Origin of the sequence: Candidatus Collinsella stercoripullorum (genome assembly GCF_027669965.1) — a bacterium.
GTDB lineage: Bacteria > Actinomycetota > Coriobacteriia > Coriobacteriales > Coriobacteriaceae > Collinsella > Collinsella stercoripullorum.
The window spans coordinates 52,951-76,198 of sequence record NZ_JAQECM010000006.1 but is presented as its reverse complement, the minus strand read 5'-3'; the positions used below and the strand labels follow the sequence as shown (position 1 = coordinate 76,198).

At 68.9% G+C, this 23,248-nt stretch carries 25 protein-coding genes and 1 tRNA gene; 6 read left to right on the top strand and 20 right to left on the bottom strand.

Annotation, left to right across the window (positions count from 1 at the left end):
• The first annotated feature begins 4 nt into the window (after positions 1-4).
• Positions 5-1,291 carry a GTPase HflX gene (gene hflX, locus PHA29_RS03040; RefSeq protein ID WP_270573602.1) on the top strand — a complete coding sequence of 429 codons (1,287 nt, stop codon included), beginning with the start codon at positions 5-7 and terminating at the stop codon, positions 1,289-1,291.
• Positions 1,292-1,416: 125 nt separating this feature from the next.
• On the opposite strand, the gene PHA29_RS03035 is transcribed toward hflX, so the two are convergent.
• Positions 1,417-2,151, bottom strand: coding sequence for a heparan-alpha-glucosaminide N-acetyltransferase (locus PHA29_RS03035; RefSeq protein ID WP_270848006.1), 735 nt, complete (start codon positions 2,149-2,151; stop codon positions 1,417-1,419).
• A 1-nt stretch (position 2,152) separates the two neighbouring features.
• Positions 2,153-2,791: a transcriptional repressor LexA gene (gene lexA / locus PHA29_RS03030; protein WP_270573601.1), complete on the bottom strand. Its 639-nt coding sequence runs from the start codon at positions 2,789-2,791 to the stop codon at positions 2,153-2,155.
• A 161-nt stretch (positions 2,792-2,952) separates the two neighbouring features.
• On the opposite strand from lexA, the gene PHA29_RS03025 reads away from it, so the two are divergent.
• The 3 genes from PHA29_RS03025 to dut all read left to right on the top strand — a co-directional run bounded on the left by PHA29_RS03025 (position 2,953) and on the right by dut (position 4,324).
• Positions 2,953-3,369, top strand: coding sequence for a LysM peptidoglycan-binding domain-containing protein (locus PHA29_RS03025; RefSeq protein ID WP_270848004.1), 417 nt, complete (start codon positions 2,953-2,955; stop codon positions 3,367-3,369).
• A gap of 63 nt (positions 3,370-3,432) precedes the next feature.
• A complete protein-coding gene (gene nrdR, locus PHA29_RS03020) occupies positions 3,433-3,876 on the top strand; it encodes a transcriptional regulator NrdR (protein ID WP_270573599.1) in 444 nt (147 codons plus the stop codon).
• A 4-nt stretch (positions 3,877-3,880) separates the two neighbouring features.
• Positions 3,881-4,324 carry a dUTP diphosphatase gene (gene dut, locus PHA29_RS03015; protein ID WP_270403359.1) on the top strand — a complete coding sequence of 148 codons (444 nt, stop codon included), beginning with the start codon at positions 3,881-3,883 and terminating at the stop codon, positions 4,322-4,324.
• A 155-nt stretch (positions 4,325-4,479) separates the two neighbouring features.
• Here dut and PHA29_RS03010 read toward each other — a convergent pair whose 3' ends face one another.
• On the bottom strand, positions 4,480-5,772 hold the full coding sequence (locus PHA29_RS03010) for an MGDG synthase family glycosyltransferase (protein ID WP_270573597.1): 1,293 nt from the start codon (positions 5,770-5,772) through the stop codon (positions 4,480-4,482).
• Between the two features lie 136 nt (positions 5,773-5,908).
• Here PHA29_RS03010 and PHA29_RS03005 point away from each other — a divergent pair, with 136 nt between their 5' ends.
• Entirely contained in the window at positions 5,909-6,853 is a 945-nt protein-coding gene (locus tag PHA29_RS03005; protein WP_270848002.1) for an NAD(P)/FAD-dependent oxidoreductase, read from the top strand.
• Between the two features lie 873 nt (positions 6,854-7,726).
• Here PHA29_RS03005 and PHA29_RS03000 read toward each other — a convergent pair.
• Positions 7,727-8,599: a DegV family protein gene (locus tag PHA29_RS03000; RefSeq protein ID WP_270403353.1), complete on the bottom strand. Its 873-nt coding sequence runs from the start codon at positions 8,597-8,599 to the stop codon at positions 7,727-7,729.
• 155 nt (positions 8,600-8,754) lie between these two features.
• Here PHA29_RS03000 and PHA29_RS02995 point away from each other — a divergent pair, with 155 nt between their 5' ends.
• The gene (locus PHA29_RS02995; RefSeq protein ID WP_270403351.1) at positions 8,755-9,381 is read left to right on the top strand and encodes a DUF1836 domain-containing protein; all 627 of its coding nucleotides are present in this window, start codon (positions 8,755-8,757) and stop codon (positions 9,379-9,381) included.
• Between the two features lie 62 nt (positions 9,382-9,443).
• Here the strand turns inward: PHA29_RS02995 and ftsR are convergent, their stop codons facing one another.
• The 16 genes from ftsR to cmk all read right to left on the bottom strand — a co-directional run bounded on the left by ftsR (position 9,444) and on the right by cmk (position 23,204).
• Positions 9,444-10,289 (bottom strand): transcriptional regulator FtsR, encoded by an 846-nt coding sequence (ftsR, locus tag PHA29_RS02990; RefSeq protein ID WP_408612019.1) that lies wholly within the window; start codon positions 10,287-10,289, stop codon positions 9,444-9,446.
• 2 nt (positions 10,290-10,291) lie between these two features.
• Positions 10,292-10,723: an FHA domain-containing protein gene (locus PHA29_RS02985; RefSeq protein ID WP_408612018.1), complete on the bottom strand. Its 432-nt coding sequence runs from the start codon at positions 10,721-10,723 to the stop codon at positions 10,292-10,294.
• A 48-nt stretch (positions 10,724-10,771) separates the two neighbouring features.
• Positions 10,772-11,521 carry a CDP-alcohol phosphatidyltransferase family protein gene (locus tag PHA29_RS02980; protein WP_270403349.1) on the bottom strand — a complete coding sequence of 250 codons (750 nt, stop codon included), beginning with the start codon at positions 11,519-11,521 and terminating at the stop codon, positions 10,772-10,774.
• A gap of 115 nt (positions 11,522-11,636) precedes the next feature.
• Positions 11,637-11,713 (bottom strand) — tRNA-Pro (locus tag PHA29_RS02975).
• 65 nt (positions 11,714-11,778) lie between these two features.
• The gene (gene coaBC, locus PHA29_RS02970) at positions 11,779-12,999 is read right to left on the bottom strand and encodes a bifunctional phosphopantothenoylcysteine decarboxylase/phosphopantothenate--cysteine ligase CoaBC (RefSeq protein ID WP_270403346.1); all 1,221 of its coding nucleotides are present in this window, start codon (positions 12,997-12,999) and stop codon (positions 11,779-11,781) included.
• Positions 12,999-13,715 (bottom strand): zinc ribbon domain-containing protein, encoded by a 717-nt coding sequence (locus PHA29_RS02965; RefSeq protein ID WP_270573591.1) that lies wholly within the window; start codon positions 13,713-13,715, stop codon positions 12,999-13,001. The genes coaBC and PHA29_RS02965 overlap by 1 nt, the downstream gene beginning before the upstream one ends.
• Positions 13,712-14,548: a Nif3-like dinuclear metal center hexameric protein gene (locus tag PHA29_RS02960; RefSeq protein WP_270848000.1), complete on the bottom strand. Its 837-nt coding sequence runs from the start codon at positions 14,546-14,548 to the stop codon at positions 13,712-13,714. Before PHA29_RS02960 ends, PHA29_RS02965 begins: the two co-directional genes overlap by 4 nt.
• Before the next feature lie 5 nt (positions 14,549-14,553).
• Positions 14,554-15,726: a cysteine desulfurase family protein gene (locus tag PHA29_RS02955; RefSeq protein WP_270847999.1), complete on the bottom strand. Its 1,173-nt coding sequence runs from the start codon at positions 15,724-15,726 to the stop codon at positions 14,554-14,556.
• 2 nt (positions 15,727-15,728) lie between these two features.
• Positions 15,729-16,415 (bottom strand): ribulose-phosphate 3-epimerase, encoded by a 687-nt coding sequence (rpe, locus tag PHA29_RS02950; RefSeq protein WP_270847997.1) that lies wholly within the window; start codon positions 16,413-16,415, stop codon positions 15,729-15,731.
• Positions 16,416-16,427: 12 nt separating this feature from the next.
• A complete protein-coding gene (locus PHA29_RS02945) occupies positions 16,428-17,435 on the bottom strand; it encodes an NAD(P)H-dependent glycerol-3-phosphate dehydrogenase (protein WP_270403336.1) in 1,008 nt (335 codons plus the stop codon).
• Positions 17,432-18,142 (bottom strand): glycerol-3-phosphate 1-O-acyltransferase PlsY, encoded by a 711-nt coding sequence (gene plsY / locus PHA29_RS02940; RefSeq protein WP_270847996.1) that lies wholly within the window; start codon positions 18,140-18,142, stop codon positions 17,432-17,434. Before plsY ends, PHA29_RS02945 begins: the two co-directional genes overlap by 4 nt.
• Positions 18,142-19,485, bottom strand: coding sequence for a ribosome biogenesis GTPase Der (der, locus tag PHA29_RS02935; RefSeq protein ID WP_270847995.1), 1,344 nt, complete (start codon positions 19,483-19,485; stop codon positions 18,142-18,144). The genes plsY and der overlap by 1 nt, the downstream gene beginning before the upstream one ends.
• 36 nt (positions 19,486-19,521) lie before the next feature.
• On the bottom strand, positions 19,522-20,943 hold the full coding sequence (locus PHA29_RS02930; RefSeq protein ID WP_270847994.1) for a DUF512 domain-containing protein: 1,422 nt from the start codon (positions 20,941-20,943) through the stop codon (positions 19,522-19,524).
• Complete coding sequence (gene ispH, locus PHA29_RS02925; protein ID WP_270847993.1) at positions 20,930-21,793, bottom strand: 4-hydroxy-3-methylbut-2-enyl diphosphate reductase; 864 nt, start codon at positions 21,791-21,793, stop codon at positions 20,930-20,932. Before ispH ends, PHA29_RS02930 begins: the two co-directional genes overlap by 14 nt.
• Positions 21,793-22,521: a lysophospholipid acyltransferase family protein gene (locus PHA29_RS02920; RefSeq protein ID WP_270573583.1), complete on the bottom strand. Its 729-nt coding sequence runs from the start codon at positions 22,519-22,521 to the stop codon at positions 21,793-21,795. The genes ispH and PHA29_RS02920 overlap by 1 nt, the downstream gene beginning before the upstream one ends.
• A 5-nt stretch (positions 22,522-22,526) precedes the next feature.
• Complete coding sequence (cmk, locus tag PHA29_RS02915; protein WP_270847992.1) at positions 22,527-23,204, bottom strand: (d)CMP kinase; 678 nt, start codon at positions 23,202-23,204, stop codon at positions 22,527-22,529.
• Positions 23,205-23,248: the final 44 nt, after the last annotated feature.

Below are 23,248 nucleotides of genomic sequence, written 5' to 3'. Positions count from 1 at the left end.
CCCCATGCGCTTCTCCTTCCTCACCACCGAGGTGAAGCCCGAGCGCGCCGTCCTGGTCGGTGTCGAATGGCGCCAGAGCTCATGGCCGGTCGACCGCTCCCTCGATGAACTCGAGCGCCTCGCCGACACCGCCGGCGCCGTCGTGGTGGGCAGGCTCACCCAGCGGCTCGAGCGCCCCGTCCCCAAGTCGTTCATCGGCTCCGGCAAGGTCGAGGAGCTCAAGTCGCTCGTCGGCCGGCTCGAGGCGGACGTCGTCATCTTCGACGAGGACCTGACCCCCGCGCAGCAGTCCCATCTGGAGCGCGCGGTGGGGGAGCCCGTCAAGATCATCGATAGGACCGCGCTCATCCTCGACATCTTCGGCCTCCACGCGAAGACGCGCGAGGGCAGGCTGCAGGTGCAGCTCGCGCAGCTCCAGTACCTGCTTCCCCGTCTGCGCGGCATGTGGTCGCATCTCGCGAAGGAGCAGACGCGCGGCGGTATCGGCAGCAGGTTCGGTCAGGGCGAGAGCCAGCTCGAGGTCGACCGCCGCCTGATCCGCAACCGCATCTCCTCGCTGCGCCGTGAGCTCAAGGAGCTGGAGCGCCGTCGCGCCGTGCAGGCGAAGGGCCGCGTCGAGTCCGACGCCTTCCGCATCGCGCTCGCCGGGTACACGAACGCGGGGAAATCCACGCTGCTGAACGCCCTGACGGGATCGGACGTGCTCTCCCAGGACAAGCTGTTCGCCACGCTCGACCCCACGACACGCGCCTACACGCTTCCGGGAGGGCGGATCGTCACCCTTACCGACACCGTCGGGTTCATCCAGAAGCTTCCCCACGGGCTGGTGGAGGCGTTCAAGTCGACGCTCTCCGAGGTTTTAGGGGCGGACCTGATCCTCAAGGTGATCGACGTATCCGACGAGGACCGCCACCGGCATGAGGAGGCGGTGGATCGTGTCCTCGATGAGATCGGCGCCGGCGAGCGCCCGTCGCTCACCGTCTACAACAAGATCGATCTGCTCGATCCCGAGGAGGTCGGGCTCCTGCGGGCCCGCATGCCCCGCGCGGTCTTCTTCTCCGCGCGCACCGGTGACGGGCTCGACCTCCTGCTCGACCGGCTGAGTGCCGAGGCGGCTGCGAACGATAGGCTGATCAGCGCCGACGTCCCGTATCGCGAGGGCGGCCTGCTGAAGCTCGTCCACGAGCAGGGACAGCTCATCTCCGAGGAGTATCTTGCCGACAGGGTGCGCATCGTGGCCAAGGTGCCCGCACGCATCGCCGGCAGATTGGAGCGGTTCCGCACCGAGTAGCCTTCAAAGAGCCGCGGCGGGGATCTGGGTTACGACCGGGTCGCCTGCAACGCGCTGCGAGTGCCTTTACCTGAAAGCTGCGGTGGGGATCCGGGTTACGACCGGGTCCCCCTGCGATTGAGCCTTTAGCCTGCCAGGAGGTCGAACAAGACGATGAGCAGAGGCTGATGGACCAGGTAGACGATGAGGCTGTGCTTGCCGAGCGCGGTGAGCGGCGGGATGAGGTCCCGCTCCATCCATGCCGGATACCCGCTTGCGCGCAGCCGGCCGAAGAGGCGCGCCGCCATGGCCCCCGCCAGATAGAGGAAGGTGTAGGGGATCATGGGGTAGTAGTCCCCTGAGCTGAATCCGGGACCGGGGAACCCCAGCCAGGCCAGCCCCCCGAACGCATAGCGGGTTTGCGGCACCCCGAGGGTGAGGACGAAGGCGATCAGGAAGACGGCGAGGCCCGCTGCCGGCGGCACGCGATCGAGCGCGGGCCGCGCCGTGGCGTAGAGCAGCGTGCTGGCGGCCATGCAGAACAGGATTCCGAAGGTGATCGCCGTATCGACCGAGGCGATGCTCGTGGCGGCCCAGACCGCGGCGGCCGCCGCGGCGTAGACGGCCCCCCTGCGGAGATTGCTGTGGGAGAAGCTCGTCATCCATCCTGCGAGCAGAAGGAAGACCCAGCTGATCGAGGCGCGCCAGATTGTTTGGAACAGGGTGCCCGCGAACCACGGCATATCGATCCCGTACAGGTAGGCCGCATCATAGGCGGCATGGAAGCAGACCATGGAGACGATGGTGAAGCCGCGCAGGGTGTCGAAGAAGGCGATGCGCCCCTGTCTGCCTCCCCGCGTGGCGGGTGCGGACGGCTCCATGCTAGAAGCGGCGCAGCAGCGCCACGACCTTGCCGAGGATCGTGGGATTGGTGGCGAAGATGGGCTCCATCGCGTCGTTCTCCGGCTGGAGGCGGACGCGACCGTGCTCCTTGTAGAACGTCTTGACCGTGGCCTCGCCATCGATCATGGCGACGACGATCTCACCGTTCATGGCGCTCTTCTGCTCGCGGACCACGATGTAATCGCCGTTGTAGATGCCGACGTTCACCATGGAGTTGCCGTGGACCTCGAGGACGAACGAGCTGGAGTCGGTGACGATCTCGGTGGGGAGGGTGAAGGTGTCCTCGACGTTCTGCTCGGCGAGGATGGGCATGCCGGCGGCGACGCGGCCGACCAGGGGCAGGGACACCGAACCGCGATCGGGCATGGCGCGGACCTCCGCGGTCTTGACCGACGTCCCATCCTGCTCGAAGACCTCCAGCGCGCGGGGCTTCGTTTTATCTCGCTTGATGAGCCCGTGGTCCTCCAGCGCGGAGAGGTGCGCGTGGACGGTGGAGGGGGAGGACAGGCCCACGGCAGCCGCCATCTCGCGGACGCTCGGCGGGTAGCCCTTCTCCTGCTGATAGGCGCGGATGAAGTCGTAGATCTGCTGCTGCCGCTTGGTGATCTTGCGTGCCATGGCTGCGCTCCCTTCGAATACCAAACAAATGTTCCCTTTTTCCTTGACAGGAACAACTGTTCGAACATAATGATATACGAACACCCGTTCTTGCGCCAGTCGGTTTTTGTCCACGCGGGAAGGTATACCTACAGTCGTCAGTTCGACGAAGGGAGATACAGATGAACGCATGCACCATGGTCGAGGGCAACCTCGCCGTCGCCGCCACCTACGAGCGCCCCCGTTTCCATGTCGTCGACGGCGGCCTCGATGCCCGTCCCGCGCCCCGCCCCGTCGCCGTCCAACCCTGCACCACCCTGAGCCCCCGCACCGTCCTCGTGGTCTCCGCATGCGTTCTCGCTGTCCTGGCGGCCCTCTTCGGGGGTCTCGCATCCCGCCAGGCGGCCTTCGACGCGGCGCTCGCCTCCCAGAGCCGGATCGAGGTGGCCGTCGAGCGCGGGGACACCCTGTGGTCCATCGCCTCCGCCCATCCCATCGACGGCATGTCCCAGGTCGACACCGTCGAGGTGTTGAGGAGCTGGAACGGTCTCGAGCAGGCCTCCCTCCAGCCGGGGATGGTGCTCTCGGTCCCCGCGTAAGGTCGGGCTCCGCGCATGGTATCCTAGTCCGCAGCGAAGGGATGCCGACCTGAGGGGGTTGCCATGCGCTGTCCCAAATGCGGCGGGGGCGATACCCGCGTGATCGATTCGCGGACCCAAGAGGTCACCAACGCCATCAAGCGCCGTCGCGAGTGCCGCGCCTGCGGGTACCGGTTCACCACGTTCGAGCGCTGCGAGGACCCGATCGAGGTCCTCAAGAGCGATGGGACGACCCAGCCGTTCGATCGCAACAAGCTGCTGGTGGGCCTCATGCGCGCCACGTCCAAGCGCGATATCGACCTCTCGGTCCTCAACGGCCTCATCGACGATATCGAGCACGAGCTGCGCGGCAGGACCCTCACGGCCGTGACATCGCATGATATCGGCGACATGGTGCTCAAGCGGCTCGAGAAGATCGACAAGGTCGCCTACATCCGCTTCGCATCGGTGTACCGGGATTTCAAGGACATCGAAGAATTCCTCGAAGAACTCGACAAGCTCAGGTGATGCAATGACTGCGGTGAACGTCTCCATCAAACGCCTCGACCCCTCGGTCGAGCTCCCTCGCTACGCCTACGAGGGCGACGCCGGCCTCGACCTTCGCGCCAACGAGTCCGCCGACATCCCGCCCCATGGCCGCGCGCTCATCCCCACCGGTCTCGCCATCGCCATCCCGGACGGGTATGCGGGATTCGTTCAGCCCCGAAGCGGCATGGCTCTCAAGCGCGGGCTCTCCATCGCGAACACGCCCGGTCTGATCGACGCCCATTACCGTGGCGAGCTCAAGGTGATCGCCGTGAACCTCGACCCGCGGGAGACCGTCCATATCGAGCGCGGCGAGCGCATCGCCCAGCTCGTCATCCAGCAGGTGCCCACGGTCCATCTCGTCGAGGTCGACGAGCTCGACGAGACCGATCGGGGCGCGGGCGGCTTCGGCTCGAGCGGCGAGGCCTGATCCGGAACATCCCGTTTCACCGAGATCCACGTGACGCCTCCGGCGCCTGAACGCTCGGAGGCGTGCGAGGCCCCCATGCTCCGCGCCGCGCACGGGGCATGGGGGCCTTTCGTCCGACTACTTGAAGGCGAACCGAGCGTACCGGCGGTTCGCCATCAGCGGGTATGCGCCGGCTTTCCGCCCCAGTAGAACTCGGCGAAGTGGCGCTCGCGCGGACGCGGCGTGCCGACAAGCCCCATCGTCTGCTCGACGATATCCTCGGCCGCATGGGGGCAGCGGAGCGCCTCGGCGTTGACGAGCAGCGCCTTGAGGGTCTCGGGATGCCCGTGGATGCGGTTCAGGGTCGTGATCAGCTCGCGCGCCGTGGTCGCGTGCATGCAAGCGCCGAACCCGGTGAGCATGGTCGTATTGGCCTTCTCCTGCCCGTACGAGCGACCGAGCAGGATCATCGGCAGCCGCGCGCAGAGGCATTCCGTCACCGCGAGGCCGCCGGATTTGAGGATCGCCACGTCCGATGCGGTCATGAGCGACGCCATGTCCTCGACGTAATCCATGACCATGACGTTCTCGAGTTTCATGGCCTCGAAGATCCGCCTCAGCCGTTCCGCGTACTCGCGGTCCCTGCCGGGAAGGAAGACGAAGTGCATGTTCTCGAACCGGCGGAGAAAGGGGAGCGTCTGCTCGATCGCGGCGCGGAAGCGGACGTAGGGCTGCGGAAGGCTCGCGCCGGCCATCACGAGCACGACGGTCTTGTCCTCGGGGATGCCGAAGCGCCTGCGGTCCTCCGACCGGTCGCTCGGGGACTCGAACCCCCCGCGCACGGGGATGCCGGTGATCGAGATGCGGGACTCCTCGACGAGGCGGGGGCGCAGGGTCTCTGCCATGTACTCCGTCGCGACGCAGAACAGGTCCGTCTCCTTGTGGGGCCACCACCCCTCGATCTCGTAGTCCGTCGGGATGCATACGATGGGGTATTCGAACCCGGTGATCATGCGGGCGCCCACGGCGACGTTCGCGGCGGTGATATGCGTCGCGATGACCGCGAGGGGCCGCTTGGATTCGATGTATTCGTTGAACGCGGGGAACATGACGCGCGACCAGCCGGTTCCGCCGCCCCAGAGAACGCGCCCGGTGAGCGTGTAGCGCCAGGCGATGTCGTAGATGGGCCGGGTCGCGCCGGTGAAGGAGGCCGCGGTCTTGTTCCCGTCGAACTTGATCCTGCCGAAATCGAGGATGTCGATCACCTCGACCTCGACGTCGGCGGGAACGCCGCAGGTGCCGCGCATGCGATCGATGGCCTGCGCGACCGCGTTCGCAGCGGCCTTGTGGCCCGAACCGACGGACGCGTGCATGATGGTGATGACGGGCCGCGCGGCGGTATCCGGCGCCATGGCCGCGCCGTCCGCTTCGGTGCGCGGTTCCGGGGTGTTCTGCTCCTGCTCGGGCATGCGGCTCCTTTTCGGGTATAGGACGATTCAATTGTACGCGCACGGGAGGCGCAGGGGAGGACTTTCGGGAAATGCCCGCAATGCAACGGGTACGATAGGGGGAACCGATATCCGTTCACCCTGTCGAGGAGGATCGATGGATTCTATTACCGCCTACGATGCGATCGTTATCGGAGCCGGACCGGCGGGCAGCACCGCCGCGCTCTACGCCGCGCGTGCGAGCCTGGACGTGCTCGTTATCGAGCAGGGCATGCCCGGAGGGCAGATCGCTACATCCGATATGGTCGACAACTACCCCGGGATCCCGAACGTCTCGGGTGCCGAGTTGGGCCAGAAGATGCTCGACCATGCCGAATCAGCGGGCGCGCACGTCGAATACACCATGGTGACGTCGATCTCGCGACGCGATGACGGCCGGTACGAGGTGGTGACGGACTCCGGGGCCTTCGAGGCGCCCGCCCTCATCGTCGCGACGGGTGCGACCCCGCGTACAGCCGGGTTCGTCGGCGAGGAGGAGTTCCGTGGTCGCGGCGTCTCGTACTGCGCCACCTGCGACGGCATGTTCTACCGCAACAAGAAGGTCTTCGTCGTCGGCGGCGGGAACTCGGCCTGCGAGGAGGGCCTGTTCCTCTCGCGCATCGCCAGCGAGGTCGTCATGGTCGTCCGTCGGGATGAGTTCCGCGCCCCGCGCGGCCGCGTCGACCGGTTGCTCGCTCAGAAGAACGTCTCGGTCAGGTTCTCGACCTCCATCGTCGAGGTGACGGGGACGCAGCTGCTCGAGCGCATCGTGTTCCGGGACAATGTGAGCGGTGAGACCTCGGTCGAGGAGTATCCTGCGGGCTCGTTCGGCATCTTCGTCTTCACCGGGAACGATCCGGTGACCGAGCTGGTGCATGCGCTCGTCGACGTCGCCGCCGATGGGGGCGTGGTGACCGACGAGGATATGGCGACGCGCACGCCGGGGCTGTTCTGCGCAGGGGATATGCGTTCCAAGCGCCTCCGCCAGGTGGTCACCGCGGCGTCCGACGGCGCAATCGCCGGGTCCTCCGCATACGCGTATGTCGAGGGGCTCGCCCGGTAGCATCGGGGAGACCATCACACTTAGGTACCTAAATAAGACTGCGTAGGGGAGGGAGGCGCCAATGCCGCGGTGCTCCCTCCCTTGTCGATACGGATGTATCCGACCGCGGTCCCACGTGTGCCGTACGGAGATCGGATGTCGTCGTGGAATCGCGTGCGCCTCGAGCAAGGATTCCGACGGGTATCGAGGCGCCGGGTATGCCGTCGGCTGACATCCGGCATGCAGGACGTTCGCGTCGACGCCTACGGCTCGGGATCCGGCGCGGCGGCGCTAGGTCCCTAAGCGAGGGCACGGACGGTACCGATCTGCCGCGGACGTGCCCATGGCCGCTTCGCAAGCGCTGCCGAGGTCTCTGCCTGTGTCCCACGCGTGCGTCCGTTGCACGCGTTGATGGGCGCACGAGTGGCTCGCACATGCTCCAGCCGCGTATCCGGGGCGCGGCCAAAGTTCATGGCGCCGAACGCTTCAGGTGAACGCTGCCCGGGTATGGTCCGGTCCGTCAGGCGCAACCACCGCTGACAGATCGCAGGGTTTTCCAGCGAACGCCGACTGCATCATCTACGCAGCGTCCGCATTCCTTTTAAATCACGATAATATATGTTATGTAAAGTAAAGGGATGCTTTATCGGCATGCTTGCGTCCAGCCTCATAACCGCACTCCTGCCCGATGATCGCCCGCCCGGTGAACATGATGGGGTCTACCCGCGCAGGTACACGCGATATCTTTCCGGCCATGAAAACGGGGCGGCTCGAAGCCGCCCCGTGAGCGTTCGAACGATCGACTCTTTTCGCGTTCAACCGGATATCGCCTCGCTTGCGGAAACGGGCGGCTCGAAGCCGCCCGCCGTGCGCATCGGATTCATCTCGGAGCCGCTAGGCCCACTCGTAGCCGACGATGAGGCCGGACTCCTCCGCATAGTAGGAGCACAGTCCGCCGCAGGGCACGATGCGGACGGTCGCCGACGGCCACTGCTCGACGATGGCGTCGCGCAGCGCGCAGGCGCCCTGCTCGTTGTCGACATGGTCGATGTAGACCAGCCCGCCGTGGAAGCCGCTCGAGGCCATGTGCTCCACGGTCTTGCGGATCGTCTTCTTCTCCCCGCGGGTCGGGCCGACGATCTTGATGGTGCCCTCGTTGCTCGCGGTCCCGAGCATGCGGATGTTGAACTTGCTGGCGAACGAGCCCGCCAGGCGCGGCATGCGGCCGTTCTTGACGAGGTTCTCGAAGCTGCTGAGCGAGAACAGGACCGAGGAGCTCTCCTCGATGTGCTCGATATAGGAGACCGCGTCGTCGAACGTACGCGCGCCCTGCGCCAGATAGCGGTCGAGGAGCTCGACCATGAGCTCGAGCTTGCCGCCCGCCGCGTGCGAGTTTACCACGTGGACGTTCTTCCCCTTGATAACGCCGGCGTGCTCGCGCGTGTACTCGTCGAGCACGATGTTGCGGGCGGTGATGGCGGATTCGTAGGTCCCGGAGAGGTTCGCCGAGATCGTGATGACGATGATGTCGTCCGCATCGCGCAACGCGTCGGCCCACGTCCCCGCGCTCGGGCACGAGCTGGAGGACGCCTCCTTTTCGGCGGCGACCTTGCGGTTGAGCTCGGCGACGTCGAGCTGCGCATCGTCGACGAACTCCTCTCCCCCCACATGGATGGTGAGCGGGACGGTTATGAAGGACGTATCGGGCGCGGTGGGCGTCCACGAGCGGAGGTTGCAGCTTGAATCGGCTATGATGGCCCACGACATGAGCGTTCCTTTCGGTTGCGTGCCTGCCGCCTCAAGTATAGCCCACTCCCCCGCTCGTGGTATTCAAAACGAGCTTATGCGATGTTTAAGACCGCCGACCGGTCGAACTGGGATATGCTGGTATGCGAGCACCATGGTTTCAGGAGGCGCCATCCATGAAGCAGCACGCATCGATCATCCCCATGGCCGATTCATCCAAACGCATCACGGTCCAGGACGTCACGCCCACCGTCCTGCCCGATGCCTTCCTGCGCTCGGAGGAGGCGTCGGCTGCGGCGCGGTTCCATATGCCCCGGTATCATGACCTCCCCGCGGTCGATCTCTATCGTGACCAGGTCATATCCCAGGTCGAGGCGATCTTGGAACCGCTGTCGGCATGCTCGGAGGGCCCGTGGCTCACGCCCTCGATGGTCAACAACTACGTCAAGATGCGCCTCGTCGACCCGCCCGCGCGCAAGCTCTACGGTCGGGAGCAGGTGGCCCGCCTGCTCATCATCTGCATATTCAAGCAGTTCCTCCCCATGGAGGCCATCTCCCGCCTCTTCAAGATCCAGCGGATGACCTATCCCGTCGAGACCGCGTTCGACTATGTCGCCGTCGAGCTGAACCATGCGGTCGAGGACGCCTTCGCGCTCGGCCGCTCCCCGCACGAGGACTCGGCGAGCGCCGTGACGCGCGAGACGCTGCTCGTGCGCAGCGCGACGGGCGCCTTCGCGGCGAAGGCGTTCCTGATGAGCTACCTGCGCTTCACCGGGTTCGGGGACGAGTCGGGCGCTCGATGACGAAAACGGGCGCCAGAGGCGCCCGAAAGCTCTGCCGAATCGAGTTGTGGGGTTGAGACCGGTCAGGCGCGCGGACGGCGCTTCGCGGAGCTGCGCGATGCACGGGGCTTCGGTGCGGGAGCGGCGCCCTCCTGCTGCTTGGCGGCCTCGGCGCGGGAGATCTGCTCGTCCACGCTGTCGAGGTCGGCGTCCTCCACGATCGCGTTCAGGGACTCGAAGACCCGGTTCTTCAGCAGCGCCGTGTGCACGCCCTCCGTGAGGTCGTGCAGCTTGTCGAAGGCGCGCTCGAGCTTCTTGTCGCGCTCGTCGTCGGAATCGTCCATGCCGAGCATGCCGATGAGGACCTGCTCGAACATGGCGGACTCGCGGTTGGCGGCGGAGACGTACTGGCGGAGGTTGCGCGGCTCGATGTGGAAGCGGTTGAGCTCGGAGCACAGCCGGATGATCTCGAAATCGCGCCCGTCGATGAGCTCGCGGTTCTGCGGACTGCGGATGATGCGGATGAGGTCGTTGTCGGCGAGGGCGCGCAGAAACGAGATCTCCACGCCGAGCTGGCCGGGGACGTCCTCGATGGGATGGAGCTTCTGCTGCGTCTCGATGGGCTCGGACTTGACGGGGAGATCGGACAGGAGCCCGACCTCGAAGGCGAGCGTGGAGAGGTCCGTGGCGTTGTCGAGCTTCTGCTTGATGACGTTCAGGGGCATGTAGCGCGTCTTCTGGAGATGCAGGATGACCTCGAGGCGGTCCACGTCCTCCTTCGAGTACTGGCGGTAGCCCTTGGGCGTGCGGTGCGGCGTGATGAGCCCCTCGTCCTCGAGGAAGCGGATCTTCGAGTTCGAGAGGTCGGGATAGGCGCCGCGCAGGAAGTTGACGACCTGGCCGATGCTGAGGTAGCTACGTTCGGCCACCGCTACTCACCGGTTTCGATGCGCTCCGAGCGGCTCTCATGGTAGATCAGCGTGAAGGTGCCGATCTGCACGGAGGATCCGTCGTGCAGCGGGGCCGAGTTGACGATGGCGCCGTCGACCCAGGTGCCGTTGAGGGACCCCAGGTCCTCGATCGCCGCACCCGCACCGGTGCGGGTGATCTTGGCGTGGGCGCGCGAGACGGTCATGTCGTTCAGGAAGATACCGTTGGAGGGATCGCGGCCGATGGTGGTCTCGGCGCCGTCGAGCTCGAAGGTGTTGCCTGTCTGCGGCCCCTTGATGATGGTGAGCACCGGCGTCGCGCGCTCGACGCTCTTCATGAGGTCGGGCATGGTGGCGTCGTCGACGGGCATCCGGAAGACGCAGGTGGAATCGCCGGCGAGGGCGTCGGAGGGTGTGTTCATCATATCGGTCATGGTCTCTCCCCACGCGGTACGTAACGGTCGTGTAAGCGGCATATAGGGTTATTCTACCCCAGCGGCGGCGTCGCGCGCCGGGGTATCGTCGTCGGAGTCCTCGATTTCGGGGTTCAGGAAATCGACGTCCTCCTCCTCGGGGTGCTGCCGGGCGCGGCGGATGGCAGCGGCGCCCTTTACCGTGTAGACGACCGCGGTGATCATCGAGAACGCGACGCCGCCGTAGACGAAGAAGATCCCTAGGGGCACCGGGGCGCCGTTGAGGCCCGGGAAGGCGGACGCGCCCGCCCCCAGGAGGTCGATGCCGTCGACCACGGGGAGCCCGAGCAGCATGAGAGAGAACCCGCTCATGAGCAGGGCCGTGGCGATCTTGCCCGTGTAGACGACGTCGATGGGGCGGCGGTGGTAGCGGCGCACGACCATGTTGCCCGCGGCGAGGTAGACGTCGCGGCCGATGATCAGGGCGCACACCCAGACCGGCAGCTCCCCGCGGCCCACGAGCCCGAGCACGCCGGTGAACAGCAGGGCGCGGTCGACGACGGGGTCCATCAGCTTCCCGAGCCAGCTCACGGTCTTGGTCATGCGCGCGATCTGGCCGTCGAGCCAGTCGGTCGAGGCGGCCACGGCGTAGATGACGAGGGCGATGTAGCGGTTCTCGTTGGTGATGAACAGGTAGAGGAAGACGAAGGTGAGGACGAGGCGGATGAAGGTGATGAAGTTCGAGATGGTGAAGATCTTGTTCGAGGGGTAGTCAGACGTGCCGATCAGCTCTTTTTTGATCTTCTTCTTGAGGCTCACGTTGCTCCCCTGCAGGTTTCCGATGCGTTGACTAGAGGAATGATACCCGATGGGGCATCCGGTATCCTCTCTTCATAAAGAAAAAGGCCAACCCGAGGGCTGGCCTTGAAGCTTCTGGTCGGGACGACTGGATTCGAACCAGCGACCCCTTGACCCCCAGTCAAGTGCGCTACCAAGCTGCGCCACGTCCCGAAGCAATGCGCTGTCTCGCTGACAGCAAGGGATACTTTACCCAACCGCGCGATGGGATGCAAGCATTATTTTGCGCATCTCCGCAATTCCTGCGCACGGTCGAGGATCTCGCCGGCGAGCTCGTCCTTCGTCATGCAGGGAAGCTCGGCCGCGCCCGCCGCGTCGACCCACCATGCCTTGTCGGTGTCGGACCCGAAGCCCGAGTCGGGGCGGCTCACGTCGTTCGCGACGACGGCGTCGCATCCCTTGCGGGCGAGCTTCGCTGCGGCGTAGGCCACGACGTCGGAGGTCTCGGCGGCGAACCCGATGACCGTGCGGCCCTGCTTCCGCGCGGACAGGGCGGCGAGGATGTCCGCGGTCTCCCGGAGCTCGATGCGGTCCAGGTGCTCGCGGGACTTCTTCAGCTTGTGGTCGGCGGGGTGCGCCGGCGCGTAGTCGGCCACGGCGGCGGCGCAGATCGCCACGGTGGCATCCGCGAACGCGTCGAGCGAGGCGTCGAGCATCTCCGCGGCGGTCTCCACGCGCACGGTGCGCGCCCCCGCGGGGGGCTCGGCGGTGGCGGGTCCGAGGACGAGGGTCACGCGCGCGCCGCGGCGCAGGGCGGCCCTGGCGAGCGCCGCGCCCATCTTGCCGCTCGAGCGGTTGCCGATGAAGCGGACCGGGTCGATCGGCTCGTGCGTGCCGCCCGCCGTGATGAGGACGTGCTCGCCTGCAAGCGGGCCTCCCTGCCCGAGCACCGCGAGCGCGAGGTCGGCGATGAGGGAGGGTTCCGGCAGACGGCCCCCGCCGACGTCGCCGCAGGCGAGGTAGCCCGAGTCGGGCTGGATCACGCGCACGCCGCGCCCCTCGAGCACGCGGACGTTGTCCTGCGTGGCGGGCGCCTCCCACATCTGCACGTTCATGGCCGGGGCGACGAGGACGGGTGCGCGGGTGGCGAGCAGCGTGGTGGACATGAGGTCGTCCGCGATCCCGTGCGCCATCTTGGCGATGATGTTGGCGGTGGCGGGGGCCACGAGGACGAGGTCCGCCTCCTGGGCGAGCGAGATGTGGTGGATGGGGTCCTCGGGGTCGTCGAACAGCCCCACGGCGACCTTCTCATGGGTGAGGGCGCGGAAGGTGGTCGGGCCGACGAACCGCGTGGCGTGCTCGGTCATGAGCACCTTCACCCTCGCCCCGCGCTTCTGGAGCTGGCGGACGATCTCGGCGGACTTGTAGGCGGCGATGCAGCCGGTGACGCACAGAAGGACGCAGGGCCGCTCCCCCGCCGCGGCGGATGCGGCGCCCATCAGATCTCGTCCTCGGCGTCGGTCACGAGGATGCGGTGGCAGTAGGGGCACTCCGTGACGCCCTCTGCGCGACGGAGCTCGTCCATGGAGGACTCCTGCAGCGCCATGCGGCACACCGAGGGGACGTTGCCCTCGAGCCGCTCCACCGCCAGGCCGCGGAAGCGCGTGCGGGCGGCGGTGTAGCGCTCGGAGGCGTCGGCGGGCAGCGCGGCGAGCATGGCCTCGCGCTTGCGCTCGGCGGCCTCGATGCGCTCCTTGATGGCCGACGCCTTATCGCGCGCCGCGCGCGTGTCGGCGACGACGGATTTCTCGAACTTCGCGATGTAGGCCGTGAGGTACTCCTGCTTGCGCACGATCTCGTCGAGCTTCTCGGTCTGCTCCCGGCGCTCGAAGGCGATCTTGTCGAGCTGCTTGGCGAGGATGCCGAGGTCGACCTCGAGCTGCTGGACCTCGCGGTAGTTGGAGGAATCGGTGCGGCGCTGCGCGATGCCGATGTCGTCGTTGCAGTCCTGCTCGCGGCCGTCCAGCTCGGCGAGGATGGTCTCGACGTCCTTGCGCTGGGCGAACAGGCGCGTCTCGTCGGCCTTGAGCTTCTGGTACGCGCGGCGCTTGCGGGCGAGCTCGGCGATCTCGGGCATCTCGGCGAGGGCGGCGCGGTCGCGCTCGAGGGCGAGGTCGAGCTCCTGGAGCTTGAGTAGGTTGGTTCCGAGGCTCATCGGCGGTCCAGTCCTTCCGGTTCGGTGTCTCCCTGTGCCGTCCACCACAGACGGGGGCGGTCTATTCTACGCACGGCGTCGGGGTCGACCCCCGCACGTCGCGCGGCATCCATCAAGATTTCGGTGAAGGGCTCCTCGGAGCGGTCGTGCCCGAGCAGGATGACGGCGCATCCGCGGACGCAGAGGTCCTGGCACACATGGTAGCCGGCCTCGCCGCACACGATGGCGCCCGCCCCGGCGGCGAGCGCGGCCTCCCCCAGGTCCCCGAGCGACCCCCCGAGGAAGGCGACGTCGCCTACGGGCCGGTCCGCGTCGCCCCAGACGCGCGGCTCGGTCCCGAAGGCGCGGGCGCAGCGCCCGGCGAGCGCCGAGACCGTGAGGCCGTCTGCGGGGCACAGGGCCCCGAGGCCGGGAAGGCCGGGTTCCCCCGGGTGCTCGATCGAGGTCGCGGCGGCGAGGCCGACGAGGCCCGGGAGGGTCCGCCGCGCCTCCAGCGAGCGGTCGAGGTTCGTGTGGAACGACAGGATGCTCACCTGGCGCCGGGCGGCCTCGAACACGGCGGCCGAGGCGCTCGGGCGCTCCGGGGCGGCGGGTGCGAAGGCGTCGGGGGCCTTGATGTAGACCGGATGGTGCGTGAGCAGCACATCGGCGCCCGCTTCCGCCGCGAGGCGAACGGAGGCGGGGTCCGCGTCGAGGGCGACCGCGACGGAGCGCACCGGAGCGCCGGGGTCGCCGACTGAGAGGCCCACGTGGTCCCACGGCTCGGCGTCGGCGCGCGGGAACATCTCGAACAGCGCGCGCTCGAGCCGCGCGACGGTCAGGGTGGCGTCCATGCCGCTCACCCCGCGAGCCCGGTCAGGGCGTCGGCGAAGCGGTCGAGGTCCGCGGGGTCGACGCGGTCGTCGAACGAGATCCGCAGCGAGCCGAGGGCGCGGTCGCGCGGGATGCCCATGGCGAGCAGGACGTGGCTCGCGTCGAGGCTCCCGCTCGAGCACGCGGAGCCGCCGGAGACCTCGAACCCCGCGGCGTCGAGCTGCAGGACGAGCTCCTCGGTCTCGTGCCCGCCGACGGTGACCGAGACGATCCCGGGGAGGCGGTCGACGGCGGCCCAGTCCCCCACCGTCGCCTCGATGGCGGGATGGGAGCACAGCCGCCCGTAGAGGCGGTCGGACAGCGCGGCGAGGCGCTCGCGATCCTCCTCGACGCCCGGGGCGAGGGCGTCGGCGACGGCGGCGAGGGCGACGGCGGCGCGGACGTCCTGCGTGCCGGCGCGGCGGCCGGCCTCCTGCCCGCCCCCGAGGACCTGCGGGCGCAGGGGCGTGCGGGAGCGCAGGTACAGGGCCCCGCAGGCGACGGGCCCGCCCACCTTGTGCCCCGCGAGCGAGAGCGCGTCCACCCCGAGGTCGTCGACGTCGAAGGGGATGTGCAGGTAGCCCTGGATCGCATCGGTATGGAACAGGGCGCCGCGGGCGTGCGCGCGGGCGGCGAGCTCGCGGACGGGCTGGACGGCGCCGGTCTCGTTGTTGGCGAGCATGATGGAGACGAGCGCGACGTCGTCTGCGAGCAGCGCCTCGAGCTCGGCGGGGTCGACGGAGCCGCAGCGCCGGGGGCGCACCGTGTCCACGGTGAAGCCGCGGGCGCGCAGCGACGGGAGGTTGTCGAGGATCGAGTCGTGCTCGATGGCGCTCACGATGACGCGGGTGCGCCCCCGGTCGCGGTCGCGGGCGCCCTCGGCGAGACCCATCAGCGCGAGATGGTTGGCCTCGGTCCCACCGCCGGTGAAGACGACCTCGCCGGGGCGCACGCGGGCACCCAGGCTGCGGGCGACCGAGCGACGGGCCCCCTCGAGTGCGGTCGCCGCCCGGCGACCGAGGGTGTGCAGGGAGTTCGGGTTCGCGCCGGCGATGGGCGACGCGTCGTAGGCGGCCTGGGCGGCGACCGCCTCGGGCCGCAGCGGTGTGGAGGCGGCGTAGTCGAGGTTCACGGGGACGTCGCGCGGATCGGTCGCCATCCTCACTCCCCCCGCGCGGCCATGCCGACGGCGGCGCGGTCGCGCAGCTCGGCGATCATGGCCGCGGGGTCCTCCGCGCGGAAGATCGCGGAGCCGGCGACGAGCATGTCGGCGCCGGCGCGCGCGAGCGCCTCCGCGTTGGCGGGGCCCACGCCGCCGTCGACCTCGATGATCGCGGGGGAGCCGGCCTCGTCGATGAGGCGGCGCAGCTCGCGGACCTTCCCGTAGGTGGACTCGATGAAGCCCTGCCCGCCGAATCCGGGGTTCACGCTCATGACGAGGACGACGTCGACGTCGTCGATCGCGTCGGCGACCGCCTGGACGGGCGTGGCGGGGTTCAGCACGACGCCGACGCCCACGCCGCGGCCCCTGAGCTCGGAAGTGAGCGCCGGAAGGTCGCGGACGGCCTCGATGTGCACGGTGATGAGGTCGGCCCCGGCCTCGGCGTACCACAGCGCCGTCTCGTCGGGGTTGGTCACCATCATGTGGACGTCCAGGGGGACGTCGGTGGCGCGGCTCGCCGCCTCGACGATGGTGGTCCCGTAGGTGAGGTTCGGGACGAAGTGGCCGTCCATGACGTCGATGTGGACGTAGTCGGCGTCGCGGATCGCCTCGAGGTCGCGTCCGAGGTGGAGGAAGTCCGCCGCCAGGATGGAGGGCGAGATCCGGATGTGCTGGGTGTCGGTCATGCGCGGGCTCCCTTAATCATCCATGCCGTAGAACTCTTCGGTCGGGAAGCGCTCGATGAGCTCGTTGAAGACGGCGTCCTTGGAGACGCCGCGCCACAGGACGGCCTCGAGCGCGAAGGTGATGGGCGCGTCGACCCCGAGGGTGCGGGCGAGCTCGGCGACGCTCTTGGCCGCCTGCGCGCCCTCGACGACCATGTGCGTGCGCGCCTGGTACTCCTCGAGGGTGCCCCCGTTCGCGAGGGCCTCGCCGAAGGTGCGGTTGCGCGAGTGGTGCGAGGTGCAGGTGACGACGAGGTCTCCCATGCCCGCGAGCCCCATGCAGGTGAGCGCCTGCCCGCCGCGCGCGTGCACGAGGCGGCTGATCTCGGCGATGCCGCGCGTCATGACGAGGGCGAGGGTGTTGTCGCCGTACCCCATGCCGGCCAGGTAGCCGCAGACGATGGCGATGACGTTCTTCACCGCGCTGCACATCTCGACGCCCACGAGGTCGCTTCCCACGTAGATGCGGAAGTGGTCGGACAGCAGGACCGACTTGAAGAACTCGGCCACGCGCGCGTCCTGCGCAGCGATGACGGCGGCGGAGAGGCTGCCTCGGCAGACCTCCTCGGCGTGGTTGGGACCGGCGAGGACGGCGATGCGGTCGGCGTTGCCGATGCAGTCCTCGACGAGCTCGCTCATGAGGTAGCCGGTGCCCTGCTCGATGCCCTTGGTGAGGGTGAGCACCGGGACATCCGGCGCGATATGGGGCGCGGCCCCCTCGAGGACCGAGCGCAGGAAGGCGGACGGGACGCCGAGGATGACGCCGTCGGTGCCCTCGAGGGCCTCGGCGAAGGAATCGGTGGCCCAGACGTTTTCGGGCAGGACGTAGTCGGTCAGGTAGATGGGGTTGCGGTGGCGGGTGTTGATGCCCTCGACGGCCTCGCCGCCGAACGACCAGACGCGAACCTCGTCCGCGTGCGCCGCCGCCTGCCCGGCGATGGCGGTGCCCCAGGAGCCAGAACCCACGACGGTGACGATCATGCGCGGCCCTCCTTCCCCTCGGCCTTCCCCTTGGAGAAGGACAGCTTGTTCTCGTTGCCCGCACGGAGCTTGGCGATGTTGCCGCGGTGCGCCCACACGACCGTCCAGCCCAGAAGCGCCCAGATGGCCAGCGAGACGGGCGACATCTGGGGGAAGGCGAGAAAGACGGTGAGGGGCACGACGGCGGCGGTCGCGATGGACCCCACTGAGACGTACTTGGTGATGGCGACGAGCACGATGAAGATCGCGAGATGGACGACCGCGAGCGGCCAGAAGTAGCCGAACAGGATCCCCACGCCGGTGGCGATGCCCTTGCCGCCGTGGAACCTGAGGTAGGGGCTGAAGATATGGCCGTAGAGGCACGCGAGCGCCACGAGCGAGATGACCCAGTCCTCGCCGGTGCCGGCGGCGAAGCTGTGCGCCCCGCCCCAGCCGACCGCGGCGATTACCGCGCGCGAGACGTTGATGCACACGACGCCCTTGAGCACGTCGAACAGCAACGTCACCGCGGCGACCTTGGGGCCCGCGACGCGCAGCGCGTTCGTGGTGCCGATGTTGCCCGAGCCGGACTTGCGGATATCCACATGGCCCATGAAGCGGCCCAGGATGAGGCCGAAGGGGATGCCGCAGACCAGATAGGAGCCGATCGCGCAGCAGACGAGCGCGATGACGGCGGGCTGCGGGACGGCGGCGACTCCGAGGCCCATCACTTCTCCCCCTTCGCGTCGCGCTGCTCCTTCTTGCGGAAGCGCAGGCGGATGGGCGTGCCGGAGAAGCCGAAGGCATCGCGCATGCGGTTCTCGATGTAGCGGCGGTAGGAGTCGCTCACGAGGTCGGTGTGGTTCACGAAGAAGGTGAAGGTGGGGGGCTCGGTCCCGGTCTGGGTGACGTAGTGCATGCGCAGGCGGCGCTTGCCGTCGACGACCGTGTGGCCGAACTCGCGCATCTCGGTGAGCAGGCGGTTCAGGCTCGAGGTGGACACGCGCGCGGAGCGGGCGGCGGCCGCGGCGTCGGCGAGCGCCCAGATCTTCTCGACCGAGCGGCCGGTGAGCGCCGAGATGCGCAGGACGCTCGCCCAGGGTGCCAGGGTGAGGCGGCGCGCAACGGACTCCATCACGTGCTCGCGCGCGTTGTCGTCGGGCAGCAGGTCCCATTTGTTGAGCAGCACCACGAGGGCGCATCCGCGCTCGATGGCGAGGTTGGCGACCTTCTGGTCCTGCTCGGTCATGCCGACGCTCGCGTCGACGACGAGCAGCGCGACGTCGGCGCGGTCGATGGCGCGCAGGCCGCGCACCATCGAGTAGTACTCGATGTTCTCGTAGACCGTGCTCTTCTTGCGGATGCCGGCCGTGTCGACCATGCGGTAGAGGCGCCCGGCATGCTCCACGAGCGTGTCGATGGCGTCGCGCGTGGTGCCCGCGACGTCCGAGACGATGGAGCGCTCGGAGCCGATCATCTTGTTGAACAGCGAGGACTTGCCGGCGTTCGGGCGTCCGATGATGGCGATGGACAGGGCGCCGTCATCGGGGCCCTCCTCCTCGGCGTCCTCGTCGGGGAACAGCGCCACGACCTCGTCGAGCAGGTCGCCGGTGCCGTGGCCGTGCAGCGCGGAGACGGGCAGCGGGTCGCCCACGCCCAGGGAGTAGAACTCCCAGAGGCGCTCCTCCTCGCGGTCGGGGTTGTCGAGCTTGTTCACGAGCAGGAAGACCGGCTTGCGCACGCGCTTGAGCATGCGCGCGACGCTCTCGTCCTCCTCGGTGATGCCGGTGGTGCCGTCCACGACGAACAGCACGGCGCAGGCCTCCTCGGCCGCGGCGAGCGCCTGGTCGCGGATGGGGGCGGAGAACACGTCCTCACTCTTGAGCGGCTCGATGCCGCCGGTGTCGACGAGGGTGAACTCCCGCCCGTTCCATTCGGCGTCGTGGTACGAGCGGTCGCGCGTGACGCCGCGGCTCTCGTGGACGATGGCGTCCGAGGTCTGTGCTATGCGGTTGACGAGCGTCGACTTCCCGACGTTGGGGCGTCCGACGACGGCGACGATAGGTTTCATGTGCGCTGCTCCTTGACGCGTGTACGGTTCGCGGGCTCAGCCGAGGGCGAGCTCGCGCTCGAGGGTTCGGGCGAGCTCGTAGGGCATGGTCGAGGCGACGAGGGTCCTCGCGCCGCGGCCGTCGAGCTCGCGCGTGATGTCATCTTGATGATACCCGTCGAGCGTGCGCCCGTCGGCATTGAAGATGACGTTGGGGACAATCAGCATAACGCCGGTCAGGTCGGCTGCGAGCTGCCCGAGGAGGTCGACGCCGCAGATGAGCCCGGTGACGTTGACGTTGCCCCCGAAGAACCGGTTCGCGACGGCGATCACCTCCCCGTCCAGACCGCCCGGCCCGACGAGCCGGCGCACGGTGTCCGCGGCGCCCTCCCCCGAGACGACGGCGAGGCGCAGCCCGGCGCGCGCGAGCGCGGCGGAGATGTCCGCGAGGCGTCCCCCCTCGGCGCGCAGCGCCGCGGTGTCGTCGAGGTAGCTCCTGATCATGCCGATCCCGTCGTAGTACTGGGGGTACCCGTCGTACTCCTCGGCGGGCGGCACCGGCAGCCGCGCGTCGAGGTAGAACTCGTCGGAGAGCTGAAAGACCGCGCGCCCGCACCGCTCGCGGGCCCGCTCGCGGTAGGGGCGGACCTGCTCGATGACGGCGCGCGCCGCGGCGGGGTCGTCCGAGTAGGACCGCTCGAAGCGGCGCTGGTGGGCGGTGAACCCGAGCGGGACGATCCCCATGCTCGTGATGGCGGGGTTGGCCTCGGCGAAGGCGAGGGTGCGGTCGAGCTCCTCCCCGTCGTTGACGCCCGGGCACAGGACGATCTGGGCGTGGATCTCGATGCCCGCCTCCATGAGGCGCCCGAGGACCTCCATGCCCCGCGCGGCGTTGGCACCCATGAGGCGGCGGCGGACCTCCGGGGTGACCGCGTGCAGCGACACGTTCATGGGAGACAGGTGCCGGCGCACGGCGTCGGCGACGTCCTCGTCGTCCATATTGGTGAGCGTGACGAAGTTGCCCTGCAAAAACGAGAGGCGGTAGTCGTCGTCGCGCAGGTACAGGGAGCGGCGCATCCCCTTCGGCAGCATGGTCATGAAGCAGAACGCGCAGGCGTTCACGCAGGTCCGCATGCCGTCGAACACGGCGCCGTCGAACTCGACGCCCCAGTCCTCCCCCGGCATCCGCTCGAGCTCGGCTGCGGCGACGGTCCCGTCGCGCGGGTCGAGGACCTCGAGCTCGGCGTACTCGTCGGCGGACTCCCACAGCCAGACGACCATGTCGGTGAGCGCCTCGCCGTTGACCGCGAGGACGCGCATCCCGGGCTCCAGGCCCGCATCGTAGGCGGGAGAGTCGGGGCGCACGGCGGTGACGAGGGCGCCCGAGGCGTCCGGATGGGAGCTCGGGGCGTAGTCCGCGGCGGCGCGCGCGTAGGCGGGGACGGACACCTGGGGGGCGGCGGTGCTATCGGGTGCCATCTGACGCCCCCGAGAGCCGCTCGATGGCCGCGACGGCCCGCTCGATATGCGCGGCCGGCGTCGAGGCGCCCGCTGTCACGCCGATCAGCGCCGCGTCCGTGAACCACGCGGTGCGAAGCTCGTCCGCGGACTCGATGTGATGGGTCGCGGTTCCGCTCTCGGCGCAGATCTGGGCGAGCCGGCGGGTGTTGCCCGAGTTCCTGCCCCCCACGACGACCATGACGTCGGCGCGCGCGGCGAGCTCGCGGGCGGCCGCCTGGCGCTCCTGGGTGGCGCTGCAGATGGTGTTGACGACGTGAACCTCGTCGGCGCGGCGGAGGAGCTCGGCGACGACGGCGTCGAGGGCGTCGAGGGTCTGGGTGGTCTGGACCACCACGCCGACCCGGCGCTCGAGCTCGATGCCGTCGAGGTCCTCGGGGCGCGACACGACGCGCGCACGCCCGTCGGCGTGGCCCATGATGCCCTCGACCTCGGGGTGGCCCCCCTCGCCCACGACGATGAGCTGGAAGCCCTGGGAGACGAGGCGCTCGGCGGCGGCGTGCACGCGCTTGACGTAGGGGCAGGTGGCGTCGATCACGGACAGGCCGCGCGCGCGGGCGTCCTCGATGACCTCGGGGACCACGCCGTGGGCCCGTATCACGACGGAGCCCGCGTCGGCGCCGTCCAGGCTCTCGGCGAGCGTCACGCCGCGCTCGGCGAGCTCCGCGACGACGAGCGGGTTGTGGATGAGCGGCCCGAGCGTCCGCACCGGCGCCGGCGCGGTGCCGGCGGCCTTCTCGGCGAGGTCGAGCGCGCGCTCGACCCCGTAGCAGACGCCCGCGTGCGCCGCGACCTCGATCCGGGGCGCCATCAGCGCCTCCCGGGGTGCTCGGCGCGCAGCTCGTCGCGCAGCGCGTACATGCGGCGGACGGCCTCGCGCTCGACCCACTCGGTGCGCTCGCGGCGCTTGAGGTCGGCGGGCGCGTCGGCGAGCGAGAGCTCGGCGGAGGCGCGCATCCAGCAGCGCACGGGGCGCATCAGGTGCTTGCCGTTCGGGGTGATGTCGCGGAAGCCGCAGACGGCCATGGGGACGACGGGCGCCTTCGCCATCTGGGCGATGATGGCGAAGCCGCCGTGGACCTCCACCGGCTGGTCGTCGGTGCGGATGCGGGTCCCCTCCGGGAAGATGAGGATGTCCTCGCCGCGCTGCAGGGCGCGGCTCGCGCGGCGCAGCGACTTCATGTCGGCGGTCCCGCGGTCCACCGGGATGCCGCCCACGCGCGCGAAGAACCAGCGCACGATACCCGAGTCGTTGAACTCGGATTTGAAGATGGGACGCATACGGCGCCCGTGGCGCCAGAACCACGTCACGATGGCGACGACCTCGGCCATGGAGGTGTGGTTGCAGATGTAGACGGCGCCGCGGTCCTTTCGGCCGATCTTCAGGTCGTCGGCCCCCTGCATGGGGCAGCGCCACATGACCTGGGAGAACGCGTAGAGGATCGCGAGGATGACGGCGTAGCCGCCGCGCATGGGCAGCGGGTAGTCGCGCATGGCGTTGTCGTAGTAGTCCTCGAGCTTGTACGAGAAGAGCTTCACGGGCCCTACCTCCTGTCCTCGGCGAGGCTTGCGATCATGTCGACGATCTCGTCGACGGTGTGGGACGTCGAGTCGATGTGCACGGCGTCGTCGGCGGCCCGCAGCGGCGCCTCGGCGCGGCTCGCGTCCAGGCGGTCGCGCCGCACGAGGTCGGCGAGGGTGGACTCGATCTCGGCGGCGAGTGCGGGGTCGTCCGCGGCGGCGCCGGGATGGCGCTGCAGCACGCGCCTGCGGGCGCGCACGGCGGGGTCGGCGGTCAGGAAGACCTTGAGCCCGGCGTCGGGGAAGACCACGGTGCCGATGTCGCGCCCCTCGGCGACGACGTCGCGGCCGACGGCGAAGGCGCGCTGACAGGCGAGCAGCGCCCGGCGGACGCCCGGGTAGGCGGACACCTTGGAGACGATGCGGTCGGTGGCCGGGGTGCGGATCTCCCGGGTCACGTCGGCGCCGTCCGCGAGCACGCGGGGTGCGTCCCCGGCGTCGTCGAAGGCGATGTCGAGCGCGCGGGCGACATCGACGACGGACTCCTCGTCGTCGAGGTCGACGCCGCGCGCGCTCGACACATAGGCGACCGTGCGGTACATGGCGCCGGTGTCGAGCTTCGAGTAGCCGAACCGCTCGGCGAGCAGGTCGGCGATGGTGGATTTGCCCGAGCCCGCGGGCCCGTCGATGGCGATGATCATGGGCGGTCCTTTCCTGGGACGGTCCGTTCGGTGCGTCCGGAGCC